The sequence below is a fragment of the Pedobacter sp. genome (assembly GCF_965279535.1).
Lineage (GTDB): Bacteria > Bacteroidota > Bacteroidia > Sphingobacteriales > Sphingobacteriaceae > Pedobacter.
Window position 1 is genome coordinate 3,592,628 of the sequence record NZ_OZ257244.1, and the last position, 14,446, is coordinate 3,607,073.

At 37.9% G+C, this 14,446-nt stretch carries 12 protein-coding genes; 7 read left to right on the forward strand and 5 right to left on the reverse strand.

The genetic code is table 11. From position 1 onward, the window contains the following. Positions 1-119: 119 nt before the first annotated feature. Positions 120-401, reverse strand: coding sequence for an ATP-dependent Clp protease adaptor ClpS (locus ACQY77_RS14635; RefSeq protein WP_421942377.1), 282 nt, complete (start codon positions 399-401; stop codon positions 120-122). Between the two features lie 126 nt (positions 402-527). On the opposite strand from ACQY77_RS14635, the gene ACQY77_RS14640 reads away from it, so the two are divergent. Beyond that, a complete protein-coding gene (locus tag ACQY77_RS14640; RefSeq protein ID WP_421941418.1) occupies positions 528-1,574 on the forward strand; it encodes a 3-oxoacyl-ACP synthase III family protein in 1,047 nt (348 codons plus the stop codon). 144 nt (positions 1,575-1,718) lie between these two features. Here ACQY77_RS14640 and ACQY77_RS14645 read toward each other — a convergent pair whose 3' ends face one another. Both ACQY77_RS14645 and ACQY77_RS14650 read right to left on the reverse strand, forming a co-directional pair. Beyond that, positions 1,719-4,163 (reverse strand): hypothetical protein, encoded by a 2,445-nt coding sequence (locus tag ACQY77_RS14645; protein ID WP_421941417.1) that lies wholly within the window; start codon positions 4,161-4,163, stop codon positions 1,719-1,721. After that, positions 4,129-5,157, reverse strand: a complete 1,029-nt coding sequence (locus tag ACQY77_RS14650) for a hypothetical protein (RefSeq protein WP_421941416.1) — start codon at positions 5,155-5,157, stop codon at positions 4,129-4,131. The genes ACQY77_RS14645 and ACQY77_RS14650 overlap by 35 nt, the downstream gene beginning before the upstream one ends. A gap of 31 nt (positions 5,158-5,188) precedes the next feature. On the opposite strand from ACQY77_RS14650, the gene dtd reads away from it, so the two are divergent. From dtd to ACQY77_RS14665, 3 genes are read left to right on the forward strand one after another with little or no spacing between them, the layout of a single operon-like run. Then, positions 5,189-5,641: a D-aminoacyl-tRNA deacylase gene (gene dtd, locus ACQY77_RS14655; RefSeq protein ID WP_421941415.1), complete on the forward strand. Its 453-nt coding sequence runs from the start codon at positions 5,189-5,191 to the stop codon at positions 5,639-5,641. A gap of 21 nt (positions 5,642-5,662) precedes the next feature. Then, the gene (locus ACQY77_RS14660; protein ID WP_421941414.1) at positions 5,663-7,213 is read left to right on the forward strand and encodes an ArnT family glycosyltransferase; all 1,551 of its coding nucleotides are present in this window, start codon (positions 5,663-5,665) and stop codon (positions 7,211-7,213) included. After that, a complete protein-coding gene (locus ACQY77_RS14665) occupies positions 7,203-7,529 on the forward strand; it encodes a nucleotide pyrophosphohydrolase (protein ID WP_421941413.1) in 327 nt (108 codons plus the stop codon). Before ACQY77_RS14660 ends, ACQY77_RS14665 begins: the two co-directional genes overlap by 11 nt. A gap of 16 nt (positions 7,530-7,545) precedes the next feature. On the opposite strand, the gene ACQY77_RS14670 is transcribed toward ACQY77_RS14665, so the two are convergent. Both ACQY77_RS14670 and ACQY77_RS14675 read right to left on the reverse strand, forming a co-directional pair. Continuing rightward, positions 7,546-7,848: a DUF4286 family protein gene (locus tag ACQY77_RS14670; protein ID WP_421941412.1), complete on the reverse strand. Its 303-nt coding sequence runs from the start codon at positions 7,846-7,848 to the stop codon at positions 7,546-7,548. 158 nt (positions 7,849-8,006) lie between these two features. Further along, entirely contained in the window at positions 8,007-9,830 is a 1,824-nt protein-coding gene (locus ACQY77_RS14675) for a tetratricopeptide repeat protein (protein ID WP_421941411.1), read from the reverse strand. A gap of 227 nt (positions 9,831-10,057) precedes the next feature. On the opposite strand from ACQY77_RS14675, the gene ACQY77_RS14680 reads away from it, so the two are divergent. The 3 genes from ACQY77_RS14680 to ACQY77_RS14690 all read left to right on the forward strand — a co-directional run bounded on the left by ACQY77_RS14680 (position 10,058) and on the right by ACQY77_RS14690 (position 14,378). Continuing rightward, positions 10,058-11,944 carry a S9 family peptidase gene (locus ACQY77_RS14680; protein WP_421941410.1) on the forward strand — a complete coding sequence of 629 codons (1,887 nt, stop codon included), beginning with the start codon at positions 10,058-10,060 and terminating at the stop codon, positions 11,942-11,944. 3 nt (positions 11,945-11,947) lie between these two features. Continuing rightward, the gene (locus ACQY77_RS14685) at positions 11,948-13,621 is read left to right on the forward strand and encodes a sensor histidine kinase (protein WP_421941409.1); all 1,674 of its coding nucleotides are present in this window, start codon (positions 11,948-11,950) and stop codon (positions 13,619-13,621) included. A 67-nt stretch (positions 13,622-13,688) separates the two neighbouring features. After that, a complete protein-coding gene (locus tag ACQY77_RS14690) occupies positions 13,689-14,378 on the forward strand; it encodes a response regulator transcription factor (RefSeq protein WP_421941408.1) in 690 nt (229 codons plus the stop codon). Positions 14,379-14,446: the final 68 nt, after the last annotated feature.

Genomic DNA, 14,446 nt, shown 5'->3' on the forward strand with positions numbered 1-14,446 from the left:
CTATCCGAAAGGTCATTGAGGTATTTGTTTTTAACCGGCTTAGCTTTTTGGCACTAAACCTCACCAGGCATGATCGGAAGTAATTGGTTTTGACTAAAGATGTGAATTACAAAACAGAACTAGTCAACAGAAACCGTTAAACCTTCTTGTTGCAAAATTTTCCTGTAAACTTCCATCTCTGTAAATGAACCTTCCAGTACGGCACATTTACCTTCGTTATGTACTTTCCAGGCAATTTTTTCTGCTTGAGACTCACTGTAATCCAGATATTTCATCATGCAAAAAATAACATGATCGAAAGTATTTACATCATCGTTCCATAATATCAGGCGATGTACCGTTTTAAGGGAAGTTAAAATTTCTTCGAGCGTAAAGGTCTCTTCTTTGGTTTCTGTAGACATATTTGCAAAAATAATCATTAGTATCAAGTATTTAGTATCAAGTTTCAAGATTTTGTTGCTGAAGGCTCAATAATACCTTCGTTAATAAATGATTAACTTTGTAAGACCAAATTATAAATAATGACCATGCACCAATCTAAAATTGCGGGAATAGGGTATTACGTTCCGAAAAATGTATATACCAACAACGATTTGAGCCGTTTCATGGAGACGAGTGATGAGTGGATCCAGGAACGTACCGGGATCAAGGAGCGAAGGTTTGCAGATCGGAATGAGGAAACCACTACCACCATGGGTATTGAGGCTGCGAAAATCGCTATAGATCGCGCAGGCATTACACCGAAAGATATCGATTTCATAGTTTTTGCTACACTGAGTCCAGATTATTACTTCCCAGGTTGTGGTGTTTTATTACAACGTGAAATGGGAATGGGAGAAATCGGTGCTTTGGATATCCGTAACCAGTGCTCGGGTTTCGTTTATGCCCTATCGGTAGCAGATCAATTCGTTAAAACAGGTATGTATAAAAATGTTCTGGTTGTTGGGAGTGAGAAGCATTCTTTTGCAATGGATTTTGAAACCCGAAGTCGAAATGTATCCGTTATTTTTGGTGATGGCGCCGGAGCTGTTGTTTTACAACCTACTGATGAGCCTGGAAAGGGGATTTTAAGTACCCACTTGCATAGCGATGGTGCTGATGCTGAGATTTTGGCGATGTATTATCCTGGCTCTCATGCCAATAAATGGATGAAAGATAAACCTGCTTTTCCTGATCAGGAATTGGGTGGTTTATTTATGACCGAAGAAATATTAAACAGTGGAGCAGCATTACCTTATATGGATGGACCTTCAGTTTTTAAGAAAGCCGTTGTGAAATTTCCCGAGGTGATCAAAGAAGCTTTGGCAGCCAATAACCTTAGCGAGAAAGATATCGATATGTTGGTGCCGCATCAGGCCAATTTACGGATCAGTCAATATGTACAACAACTACTTGGTCTAAATGATGATCAGGTTTTTAATAACATTCAAAAATACGGCAATACCACCGCCGCATCGGTTCCCATTGCCCTTTGTGAAGCCTGGGAAGCTGGAAAAATAAAAGAGGGTGATCTGGTTTGTCTGGCAGCCTTTGGTTCTGGTTTTACCTGGGCCAGTGCATTGATCAGATGGTAGATTAAGCCCTCAGTACTTAGTCAGTAGTCTTGTGTCCTTAAAAGAAAGCGTTAAGAGTAGGATTAACAGCCCCTCTTAACGCTCTGATTGATTTTCTCATTTTCTAAATACAGACTCCGGACTAAAGACTTCGGACTAATAAACCTATTTTCCGATAAAGTCCCCTAAATAACTACATTCACCAGATGCCTTTTGATAGAATGGTGTCTGTTTGTATTTCAGTCTTAGTTCTTTGAAGTAGGGATTGTTATAATTAGCTGTTATAAAATCTTTAAACTTCACATCATCTTTGTCGTACCAGCTAAATGATAATGGATAGGCATTCAGAATAATCTGTTTTTGTGCACATTTGGCCAGCATAAAAGTACACTTAGCTTTAAAATCCGGATCATTGCTTAATGCGCGGGCCTTTAAATACCAGGCTTTGGCTGTTTGTGCCTTTTTATAATCTACATCGTAGTTATATTTAGGTTTGCTAAAATTATCATAAGATGACCAATCGTAGCTTATTAAAAACCAGCTGTTGCCGTAATATCCTGTTTGGTATATTGCATTGGCCATTTTATAATAGTAGTAAGCTGCATTTTTCTTATCGCTAAGCGTTAATTTTTGCAAACGCAACATCTGCTGTGCAAACGTTCTTTTAGTCGTTGCAGTTTTACTACTGGCGTAATTTTTAGGATAATCTTTTATGGTCTCAATAAATGGATTGGCGAAGAGTTTGTTGTCATCTCCGGCGTACCAGTTTTGAGGACTAAAATATTGATAATTAGCTGATATTTTGCTGAACATTTCCACAGCCTTGTCATATTGATGGGTTCTGAGATATGTTGTCCCATACAATTCATAAAAATCATCATTACTAAGCTGATTCAAGGCTTTCGATAATAATCCAGGCATATCTTCTGTGCCTGATTTCGTTTTGTAGTTGCTCAAACCCTGCATGCTTTTCGGACTTAAATATCGTTGCCAGAACGAAAGCGTTTGGTAGCTCATGTTCTTGAAAAGTGAATTTTGCGACAAGATTTTGTATTTTAAATCGCCCTTAACCATGGCCAATGCAGCTTTAGCCGTATCGCCTAAACTCATGTATGCTGGCGCTAAAATCTGTTGGTAGAAATTCCTGGTTGTCAGGGTAAATCTTTTGTCTGCATTGCCCCAGGAATCATAATAGTCACTCTTTGGGGCTACGGGGTTTTCTGCGAACCTTTTTTCATCTAACCATTTTAAGCTGGCAACCAATTCATTTTCGTTAAATGTAGCTCCCTTTTTAATTTTGCTTGATTCTAACAGCAATTTCACAATCCTCACCTGATCTCTCAATCGAGTGCTAAGCTTCTCAGAATTCTTAATATTGGATAAATACAATGTTCCCTGATCTGGCTTGTTTTCGATCCAGGATAAATATGCAGCGGTCACATAACCTAGATCAGGTTCAGGATATTTCTTTTCTTTGGCCAGTTTTAGGGAGAAATCCTTGGTGGCCAGGAGATGCTTTAAATTAGCTGCTTTAAGGCTGTCGTTATATTTAGAAGATCTTCCTTCTTCAAAATAATAGCTGTAGGAAACCTTGGCGATATCGCTGCTTTTAATAAGTGCCTCTTCTAATTTATTTACTTCTCGTAATAGCAGCACTCCGTTGATCACACTTTTAGGTTCGAGCTGGTAAACTTTGTTCAAGCTTTTGAGGTCATAATCATAATTCCCAAAGCCGTTAATCGCCCAGATATTGGCGATTTCTGCATCACCCTTGGCATACTTTAATGCAGCATCTGCAGGAGCATCTGTATAATAATAATTTCTGTAAGCCTGGTTTCTACGTTCAGGGTTAGCATTAAACACCTTAGAAAACAAATAGGCGGATTGGCCAGGGTTGCCGGTTTTTCTAACTGCACCAGCGTAAAGTGCCAGTGCCCAGCCTTTTACAGGGCTATTGCCTTTAGCCGTTTTAATATATTGCTCATAAGTAGATTTACACATAGGGTAGTCTCCGCCATAATGAGACATTCTTGCAGATTGGTAGGCGTAACGAAGTTTCAAAAAATCGTCCTTAGTTGAGCTAACGAATTTTAAAGCTTCCTGAGCTTTGTTTTGCATTGCGGCAGTATCCCGGGGTTTCGGATCCCACAAATCGAATGCTACGTTCGCCAGCGGTTCACAAGCCTTTGCAAACTGATAGTATTGTAGCAAATCCTTTTTTCTGGCCATCGCCTGTAAAAAAGTATTGTTCTTAAGACTATCTGGTAACACATTTAGGTTTCCATTGAAAGCCGATAATTTTACTTCGGTTGCACTATCCGTTTGATACATTACCTGTTTAACATCTTGTGCTTTTACATTAAGATTTTTAGCCCAATCCTCGCTATTCACATCCGACTCAGCTTTAACCTCCTGATCATCATAAAGCGAAACCATTTTGTTGAATGCAAAAGGCGCATATTCATCCCCCTGGATGTTGTTGTGAAAATAGGTAATGTAATAATCGTAGGGATCTGCTTCGCCGCCACAGGCAATATTTACGGCAATTTCTCCAAAATAAAAAAGGAAGAAAACGCTAGAAATTAGCGATAACTTTTTGAAAGTCGTCATGGGTATAATGTTTTAATAGGTCGATGTCCAGATGATAAAAAACCAGGTTTCGATCATCTGGCTTTAAATATCGGGATAAAAATTTGGATGAAGCAAGCAAATCGTCTGGAGTAATCTCTTCCCAGCGCACTGCGTCCCCTTTTTTAAGTCCGGCTTGAGGAAGATTAACCAACAGATCAAATAAGATTGATGATCCCCTTCGCTTAAAAATTTTTGGATCTAAAATCTGCTTTTTGTTCAGGCGTTTAGAGATCCCGGCATACGCTTTATTTCTAAAAATAACGGCCCATTCAAATATCGGTAAGGCCACGTCTAGCTTCAGCGGATAATTTTCCAGATCTTTTTTAAGGTAGGTATTCATTTCTTTTAAATCTAGAATGGAATTCTGTTCGCCGTATTTACGCAGGTTCCCCATATTATAGCACATTAAAATAGCCTTCTTTACAGGAGGGATGCCACTGGAAATGATATTTTTTACCTGATGTAGTCGTAAAGTGACCGATATTGATTTATTTTTTAGCAAAGGTTGATCCTGAAGTTGGCGCAGAAAAGTAAAGTAGCGATCTCTCGTGGTTTTGGTCCAATCACAATCAATTTGTAGCTCCGAATAGCTGGTTTTTCCTGCTTGCTTAACCTTTGCATCAACAAATCTGGCAATATGGTTGGCAAGAACATTGCTTTTATTTGAATCGATCGAGTTAAATAGGTTATTTACCAGGTAAACTACGGGTATGATTGTAGTTTTAACAGGTATGGGGTCTCGAAAAGTAATGGGTGAAACAGGTGCAGGTTCTAAAGTATTAGGATCGATGTCTACGTCCATTATGCGAACATAAAGCGCGGGCGATTTGAATCTATTGAGGTAGTCGGTTTCTACTTTTTTATCCTGATAAATGGTTTTCCAGTAATAGAATGTGGGGTGTATAATGGATTTCTCTTTGCAACCTGTTACCAATAAAAAGGTAGAAATTATTAAAATACCTATCTTGCGCATATCAATTTTATTCCTCCAAAAATAGTATAAAATGCGGGCAGTTTTACAAAGGGTTACACAAGCAGGTTGCGTAGTTGATGGAAATACCACAGGCGAAATTAAAACAGGATTTTTAGTTTTATTGGGGATTGAAGAAGCCGACACAGTTGAAGATTTAGACTGGCTGGCTCAAAAAATCGTCGGTATGCGGGTATTTAGTGATGAAAATGATCTGATGAATAAAGCGTTGGCAGATGTAGATGGTGATATTTTGCTCATCAGTCAGTTTACCTTATTTGCCTCAACAAAAAAAGGGAACAGACCAGGCTTTACCAGAGCGGCAAAACCTGGTGTAGCCATTCCGTTATATGAACAAATGATTCAAAAACTTGCTGTGCTAACCAATAAGAAGATACAGACAGGTATTTTCGGTGCGGATATGAAAATCACATTGGTAAATGATGGTCCGGTTACCATTATGATCGATACCAAGAACAAAGAATAAGTAAAATTTAATCGTGAGATTATGCTAGAGACAATCAGAAAAGACAGCCATCTATATAAAGATCAGTTGATATTGTCTTTTTTTCTATTCCTCAAAATAGCTTTGTCTTTCCTGTTGGTTAATAATATTTATGAACTTCATCGAGATGAATTCCTGCACCTCGATCAGGCCAATCACCTGGCAGCAGGTTATACCTCTGTTCCGCCCTTAACAGCTATTTTCTCCTGGTTGATTAAGGTTATGGGTAATGGCTATTTTTGGATAAGACTTTTTCCTGCCCTGTTTGGCGCATTGACCATCTACTTTTGCTGGAAAAGTATCGGGTTGTTAAAAGGCAATCTTTTGGCCAGGTGCCTTGTTGCCATTGCTTGTTTGTGCTCTGCTTTTTTAAGGTTAAATACGCTTTATCAGCCTAATTCATTCGATGTGCTGGCCTGGACAGCTGTGTTTTATTTCCTTTTGGTTTATTTTGGACAAAAAGATCACCGGGCAATATATTGGGCGATAATTTGGCTGGCTTTGGGCTTTCTGAATAAATACAATATCCTCTTTTTGCTGGCTGGATTGTTACCGGCCCTATTGTTGACTTCAAATCGTAAAATTTTTACGCACAAACACTTTTATTTTGCTGCATTGCTCGGCTTGCTGATCATCTCCCCAAATGTAATCTGGCAGATTGTTCACCATTTTCCGGTTATTTCCCACATGAAGGAGTTGCAAAGGAGCCAACTGGTAAATGTAAGTCGGGTAGATTTTTTATTGCATCAGATACTCTTTTTTGCGAACACCATTTTTGTATTATTAGCTGGGGTACTCAGCTTAATATTTTACAAGCCGTTTAAAGCTTATCGATGGGTAATGTTGACTTATATTTTTACCCTTTCGGTGTTCTGTTATTTCAGGGCAAAAGATTACTATGCGCTTGGTTTATACCCCATCATACTGGTTTTTGGAGCAAGCTACTTAGGAGAAAAATTGGCTCGGCTTAAAATACTGGCGGGATTATTAATTTTGTTTACGATTGGTTCGTTTATCTATATTTTGCCACTCATTATGCCCGTATATTCACCAAAACAAATCATTGCTCATCAACATCGATTTGAAAGGGTAGGGGCGTTGCGTTGGGAAGATGGTAAAAACCATCAGCTTCCGCAGGACTATGCAGATATGCAGGGTTGGAGAGAATTGGCCCAACTTACAGATATGGCCTATGCGCGGGTGAAAGATAAATCGGCAGTTTTGGTGAGATCAGATAATTATGGTGAAGCAGGAGCGATTAATTATTATTCAAAATTTAAAAATATAAATGTAGTTTCTTACAATGCCGATTATTTGTATTGGTTTAAGCTGGAGAAGCCTATAAAGCACGTAATCTTAATTAGAGCGCCCTATGAAGAAGATCCGGAAAGGAAAAAGGAACAACCCTTTTTTGAAAGGATTATCCGGATTGGGGAAGTAAGAAACCCCTATGCCCGGGAAAAGGGGGCAAGTGTTTTTTTACTCGAAAATGCGAAGATTGATATTAACAGCAGAATTGAAAAAGAAATAGAAGAGGACCAACATGACCATTAAAGAAGCACAAGAAACCGTAGATCAATGGATTAACACAACTGGCATCCGTTATTTTAACGAATTAACCAATACCGCAATTCTGATGGAAGAAGTAGGTGAGGTAGCCCGGATTATGGCCCGAAAATATGGCGAGCAATCTTTCAAAAAAAGCGACGAAGAGGTGAATTTAGCAGATGAGATGGCTGATGTTATGTTTGTGCTCATTTGCCTTGCCAACCAAACCGGTATAGACTTAACCTCAGCATTGGAGCAGAATCTGGAAAAGAAAAGTATCCGCGATGCAAACAGACACAAGAATAATCAGAAACTACGCTAATTTCTGGAGACTAAAGTTAGCCTACAAATTCCATTAATGTACGATAAGCAACGAAGCGATTTTTATATCTTTCGTTTAGTTCTGCCTGTAGTTCAGGAGCGTATTTATCTTGATATTCATTATAAAGGGAAAGGTTGTCTACTACATATTGTGCGCAATAGGTAACACCCTCATTAGGTGAATCGACCACTTTTAGCAATCGGTGAGAAACGAACATACCAGTGCCCATTACTTGTGGAATGTGTACTTCCTGCATCCATTGAAGCCATTCTTCGGCTACAGAATCTTCTAAAATTAAAGTTACGTTGTATAAAAGCATGTGCAAAGATAAGAAAGAGAATGAAGATTGAATTATTGAATGAGTGGATGAATGAATGAGAGAATGATTGAATGAGTGGATGATTGAATGAAAGAATGGATAAATGAGGGAATAAACTAATGGCCATTGACCAATGAACTAATGCCTAATGATCCATATCAAACTCCATCACCCCTGAGGGTTCTAAATCTTTTTCTGGCCTCGGCACTAAACATGCTTCCCGGGTAATCGGTAATTAATTTTTGAAAGTATAGCTTTGCCTGTACAATATCGTTCAGCTTTTTTTCATACAAATCAGCCAAAGTAAACAGGGCATCATCCGTCCAGATACCATCTTTGAACGTTTCTGTAAGTTTCTTTAGGATATCTGCTGCCTTTTGAAACTCATTGGTTTTGATGAAAATCCTTGCTTTGCTCATCATAATCGCATCTGATAAACTATTTTGTGGATAGGCGATGGCAATACTATCTAATTTTTTGACAGATTGTGCAGGAAGATTTCTAAAGTTGAGCATTTCTGCATCTGCGTACATTTTTAATGCGCTGCTATCGGTAGGGGTTTGAATGTTATCAGAAATTAACAGACTTAAATTCAATGCATCATTAGCAATCAACTGTGAGGTGGCTGATTTCAAAACCAGACATTGCCCGTTACTATACTCGAAATTTCCCTGATAAAAAGAGAGTTTCGCGCTGCGGAAACGCGCTTCATTGCCAATGGGTTGTCCTTCAAATTGCTTACTCACCTGCTCGTACACTAAAAAAGCTTCCCAGGGTTGATTAGTTAGGATATATACATCACCAAGATCGAGTTTAATTTGTCCAATATCCTGAAGCGTAAGTCCTGGCAATTGAAGGGCCGCTTCAAGTTCAATTTCTGCTTTTGACGGCTGATTAAGATAATATGCCTGAAGATTCGCCAGTCGCTTGATTGCAAATAGTGTTCCCTTATTTTTTCCGTTTTCCTCCATTAAAACCTGATAGTCTTTAGCTAAAAGATCCAGATCAGTCACATTGTATTTGCCAGAAAGCTGCAAATTGTATTTAGTATTAAGGAGTTCTATTTTTGAAGGGAGGTAATACTGATTTTCCTTCCCTTTTGTTAAAAGGTATTCATAGGCCTTAATTGCTGTTTCATAAGCGCTGTTGTCTACAAATGTATAAACGGCATTAAAAAGCATGGTGCCATCAGATTTAGTTCTTTTGTCATAGGCTATCAGCTGGCGGAGGGCCATGTCAAATTCACGTTGCTGAATATAATTCCAGGTTAAAAGCTGCACATAAATCTCTGCATCCGGCTCTTTTTGGATTTTTTTTAGAATAGCCGCCTGGAAGTTTTCATAGTCGCTTTTATCATCAAAAACCAAAGGAAGTACCGATTGTGCCTGAGCCAGTAACTGCGGCATAGCGCCCATAGCATCAAGGTATTCCTGCATCAGCATGGCTTTATCTTTCTTAAAACGATAGATGTTTAAAAGTTCAAAAACGAAAATCTGATCATTGTTTAATAATTTGCGACCCTGTTTAAAGGTTTGTACAGCAAAATCATAATTCTCAAAACGATAAAAGTTATTGGCCAGCATCCTGATTTTAAATTCATCTTTAGGGAGCCTGCTTATAATATCATTAAAAACTTTACTGGCATTTTGTATATCTCCCCTTTCCTGATAAAGTTTTCCTAAGGCTATGGGGTAAAGATCTGAACCGGGATTTTGTTTAATTGCTCTTTTTACCGCTTTTTCTGCTACCTCATATCTCTTTAATTTGATTAAAGCTGTAAAATAAAGATCGAAATAGGCTTCGTTGTTAGGAGAAGAAAATAGTTTTTCTAAAAGTACAACTGCTTTTTCATAATCGCCATCCTGATAGTATTGAACTGCTAAAGCACTTTCATCCGGCGCCACCTGCTGCCCTGGCCGAAAAATCTGGGCAGATGCATTTACAGTGAAAATGAGTAAAAGAAACAAAAGCAAGCGATTCATAAATCAAATTTATATGGTTTAAATGTAACATTTTAATACATCTTTCAATAAAGCTCAGATAACAATAAAACGTATTTTAAATGTTACCTGTATTCTGTTTTGTGTATATTTTATAAATACTAAATTGAACCCGACCGTAATTTGCCAAACGCAAGGTAACATTGTTGGTGTATATCGTTTTTAAGCAGTAGGGATAGTTATTTTTGTTGTCCCGTAAAGATTTTTTTATGTTGAAGAGAATAATTGTGTTGGTATTAATCGTTATGGTTTGGGCTTGTAAAGGTTTCAAAGAAGAGAAGATTATACCCGTTGATGATTTCTTCAAAACACAGGACAAAGCCTATTATCGAATATCTCCTGATGGAAAATCTTTATCGTACCTCAAATTACAGGATAAAAAACTTGATCTTTTTGTAGAAAATCTTTCTTCAGGAAAAATTGTTCAGCTTACACACTTAACCGATAAAAGCATCAGTTTTTATTTCTGGACCAGCAACAATGAATTGGTTTATTACACGGAAGATGATGCTAAAGAAAGAAGATCTGATCTATTTGTAATTAATAAAGATGGCAGTAAGCAGGTTCAGTTAGGCTCAAATGAAAAAAACAGGCTTCAGGTAATCGAAGATCAGCTCATTGATGATAAATATATTATTGTGGCATCGAATCGTCGCGATTCGACCGTTTTTGATCTATACCGGTTAAATGTGCGGAACGGAAAAATGGATATTGCCGCAAAAAACCCCGGTAATGTCACAGAGTGGATGACGGATAATAAAGGTGTTTTAAAAATTGCTGTTGCAAGCGATGGGGTTAACGAAACATTGATGTACAGGGAAAATGAAAGTCAGCCATTTAGCCCGGTAATTACCAATAACTTTAAAACTACATTGCAACCAATTGCCTTCTCCGAGGATGAACCGAATGTGCTATTTGCGATTTCCAATGTGAATAGAGATAAAAATGCATTGGTTGCCCTTGATTTGAAAACTGGGCAGGAAAAACGCGTGCTGTTTGCCAATGATACTTTAAATGTTGTAGATGCAAAATATTCCCGTACCAAACGGAAAATGATTTTCGTAACCTGCGAAACCTGGAAAAAGAATAAGTTTTACCTGGACGAAAATACTAAACAGGCGTATACCAAAATAGAGCAGTTGCTGCCGGGCACAGAATGGCGCATCATGGATAAGGATAAGCTGGATAGTGTTTTTGTGGTGAGAACATTTACAGATAGAAACCCGGGCTCTTATTACTTGTATACAGCGAGCCAGAATAAGCTGAAAAAACTAACAGATATCAACTCTTCTATCAAAGAAGAGGATATGAGCGAAATGAAACCTATTTGTTATAGGAGCAGAGATGGTTTAACTATTAACGGTTATTTAACTTTACCCAAAGGGAAAAAGGCTTCCAATTTACCTTTAGTAGTAGTTCCCCACAATGGTCCCGGCCAGCGGAATTCATGGGGGTATAATGCTGATGTGCAATTTTTGGCCAACCGCGGATACGCTGTGCTCCAAGTTAATTATCGGGGATCATCCGGCTATGGAAAAGCTTTTTATGCTGCGGGGCTTAAGCAGTGGAGCGATAAAATCCAGGAAGACGTAAATGACGGGGTAAGGTGGCTGGTTGCAAAAAACACCGTCAATCCGAAAAAGGTAGCCATTTATGGAAATGGTTTCGGTGGTTATATTGCATTAAACTGTTTGTATAAAAATCCCGATATTTATGCTTGTGGAGGATCAAATTCAGGCGTAATCAATTTATTCAGTTATCTGAAAACCATTCCACCATTCTTAAAGTCGAATTTACAGATGTACTACGAAATTGTGGGTAACCCCGTTACAGATACTGAATACATGCGTTTTGCATCACCTGTATTCCATGCAGATAGATTTAAATCTCCTGTTTTTATTGCTCAAAACCCTAAAGATCCCCGCGTTAACGTTGCAGAAGGGGTTCAGTTTATCAAAGAACTAAAAAAACGCAATGTTCCGGTAACTTATATAGAGAAGGAAGAAGGGCCGAATTGGGTGATGCGCCAACAAAGCAGAACAGCATTATACAAGGCTTTAGAAGAATTTTTACACGAAAACCTAAATAAAAAATAGGTTATGGCCTTGGATAAAAAAGCAGGTTATCGTAAGAATTTCTCCCTTGGAATAATCTTTATCGGCTTGATATCGATACTTTTTATTCTTTCCCTGTTTTTAGCATTTAATTACAGTAAAAAGTCAATCGAAAATGATTTTGTTGCTGAAAAAGTAAATGTTCTGGAACAGAGTATTAAGCCTTACAACGATTTTTTTCAGAATAAAATGCCCGAGATATCCTATTATAATGGCTACCTCGATTCTGCTACCGCTTCGAGATTTGTTGACACGGTGATTCTAAAATATCCTTTTGTATCTAAAGTTACTTTTTACGATACTGAAGTAAAGAACGTTCCAGTGAGGGATGGTGTAAACGCCAATCATCTTGGAATAGGTCCCAAGGCGATTTTTCAATTTGGTAAAAACGTTGTCCCTGATTCTGTAAAAATCTATTCAGAAGATAATACACGATCTTTCAATGTGGGCGATGATTTTAATGCCATGGCCATTAAGCTGGCCACATTTGTAGAAGATCTGGATACTACAGCAGTGCCTACCCAAGAGGAATTATTTACCAATTTTTCTATTGTTAATTCTAACGACAATAAAATTACTTATCTCAATATTCCCCGGAGGGAAGATTTAAAAACCTATAAAGATATGGTTAGGCGAAAGCTTGATCCAGCCCCTGTTTACCAGCAGGATGTGCTGGTTTTTAAACTCGACGCCAATAAGATTAAAATTGTAAATACCAGGCCACTGTTGTATCAAACCATCCGCATTGAGCCGCTTACATATGACCCTATTGATACTTCGGAAGAAAGCATCACAACAGAAATCGCACTTCCGGGTGCTTTTTCCGACTTTAAGTTATACCTGATCTCCTCAAAGTCATACATTAAGAAAGAGATTTTTATATACTTCATGCCAATTGCGCTGGTGCTCCTGCTGGTTTATGGCGTTTTATTATTAGTGGCTTTCCTCATATATAGAAATCTTAATATCAATAGTAAGATGTTTAAACTGCAGTACGACTTTGTGAATAACCTTACGCATGAATTTAAGACGCCTGTTAGTGTAATTAAAATAGCAGGAAACAACATTAAAAGTGCCACAAACTTGTCTGAAAGAGAGCTTAATTTATATGGGAAAATTTTAGATGAGGAGGCTGACAAGCTTAATGGCTTGATGAATAAGTTACTGGCATTTACCCAGATTGAGAATAAAGCCATAAAACTAAACCAGGAAGAGGTAAATATTGAAGATTTTATCGAAAGTACCATAGAGTCTCATACACTAAAGCATCCTGATTTTCAGATTACCTACGAGGTATTGGGCTTCAAAACCTTTATTACCGATCCGGTGTTATTGGGTAGTTTATTCGATAACTTAGCAGAGAATGCGTATAAATATTCGAAGCCTGAGCAGAAAAAACTTCATATTTCGGCGAAATTGATTAAGGGAGTATTGGTATTCAGGTTTGCAGATAAAGGAATTGGAATCCCTGCATCAGAATTAAATAATATCTTCAAAAAGTTTTTCAGGATTCAGAATGAATATAACCAAATGGGTAGCGTTGGACTTGGTTTGGCTTTCTGCAAAGAACTGGTTAACTTTATGGAGGGCGAAATTACAGTAAAAAGTAAAGTTGGGACAGGTACAGAATTTAAAATTGTACTCCCATATAATAATTAAATTAATATGTTATTGCTGTTTCTACTTGTAATAAATGTACGAATAGCGGTAAATTAAATACACAAAAATGTCTAAGGAAGTAAAAATATTAATTGTTGAAGATGATGAGAATCTTCGTTTTTTAGTTGCCCATCGCTTAAAAGCTGAAGGCTACACTATTCTGGAAGCTAATGATGGTGAATCTGGAGAAAGAATGATCCTGGCAGATCAACCAGACATCGTTTTGTTAGATTGGATGATGCCAGGCAAACAAGGCGCTGAGGTTTGTGAAAATGTACGCAAGCAAGGCTTTGAGAACCTGATTATCATGATGACAGCGAAAGCACAAGATGTAGATAAAATCGATGCTTATAATTTTGGAGCATCCGATTATATTACCAAGCCCTTTAACATGGATGTACTCGTAGCCATGCTAGAAAGCAAAGTTAAATTCATTGTGAATAAAGATTCTGCAGAAATCCATCGTTTTGGTAACATGGAGCATCACCCTAATATTCATACCTTATTCAGAGAGGGCAGAAAGATTGAATTAACGATCCTGGAAAACCGTATCTTATTGTATTTCTTGAGAAATCCAGGAAAAGTAATCAATCGGGATGAATTGATGTTAGTGGTTTGGGGTTATAACTCTGATGTGAACACCCGAACTTTAGACATGCACATTGTACGTTTACGTAAGAAGATAGAACTTAATCCAGATAACCCTCAATTATTACAAACAGTTAGGGGTGTTGGATATCGCTTTAACGCAGGATAGGGGATATTGAATGATTGAATGAGAGAATTATAGAATGAGTGAATGGGGGCTTGAACATTCACTCATTC

Excerpts from the sequence above, each read along its gene's own strand:
- ACQY77_RS14635 (WP_421942377.1), bottom strand. The coding sequence starts at position 401 with ATGTCTACAGAAACCAAAGAAGAGACCTTTACGCTCGAAGAAATTTTA.
- ACQY77_RS14640 (WP_421941418.1), top strand. The coding sequence starts at position 528 with ATGCACCAATCTAAAATTGCGGGAATAGGGTATTACGTTCCGAAAAAT.
- ACQY77_RS14645 (WP_421941417.1), bottom strand. The coding sequence starts at position 4,163 with ATGACGACTTTCAAAAAGTTATCGCTAATTTCTAGCGTTTTCTTCCTT.
- ACQY77_RS14650 (WP_421941416.1), bottom strand. The coding sequence starts at position 5,157 with ATGCGCAAGATAGGTATTTTAATAATTTCTACCTTTTTATTGGTAACA.
- dtd (WP_421941415.1), top strand. The coding sequence starts at position 5,189 with ATGCGGGCAGTTTTACAAAGGGTTACACAAGCAGGTTGCGTAGTTGAT.
- ACQY77_RS14660 (WP_421941414.1), top strand. The coding sequence starts at position 5,663 with ATGCTAGAGACAATCAGAAAAGACAGCCATCTATATAAAGATCAGTTG.
- ACQY77_RS14665 (WP_421941413.1), top strand. The coding sequence starts at position 7,203 with ATGACCATTAAAGAAGCACAAGAAACCGTAGATCAATGGATTAACACA.
- ACQY77_RS14670 (WP_421941412.1), bottom strand. The coding sequence starts at position 7,848 with ATGCTTTTATACAACGTAACTTTAATTTTAGAAGATTCTGTAGCCGAA.
- ACQY77_RS14675 (WP_421941411.1), bottom strand. The coding sequence starts at position 9,830 with ATGAATCGCTTGCTTTTGTTTCTTTTACTCATTTTCACTGTAAATGCA.
- ACQY77_RS14680 (WP_421941410.1), top strand. The coding sequence starts at position 10,058 with ATGTTGAAGAGAATAATTGTGTTGGTATTAATCGTTATGGTTTGGGCT.
- ACQY77_RS14685 (WP_421941409.1), top strand. The coding sequence starts at position 11,948 with ATGGCCTTGGATAAAAAAGCAGGTTATCGTAAGAATTTCTCCCTTGGA.
- ACQY77_RS14690 (WP_421941408.1), top strand. The coding sequence starts at position 13,689 with ATGTCTAAGGAAGTAAAAATATTAATTGTTGAAGATGATGAGAATCTT.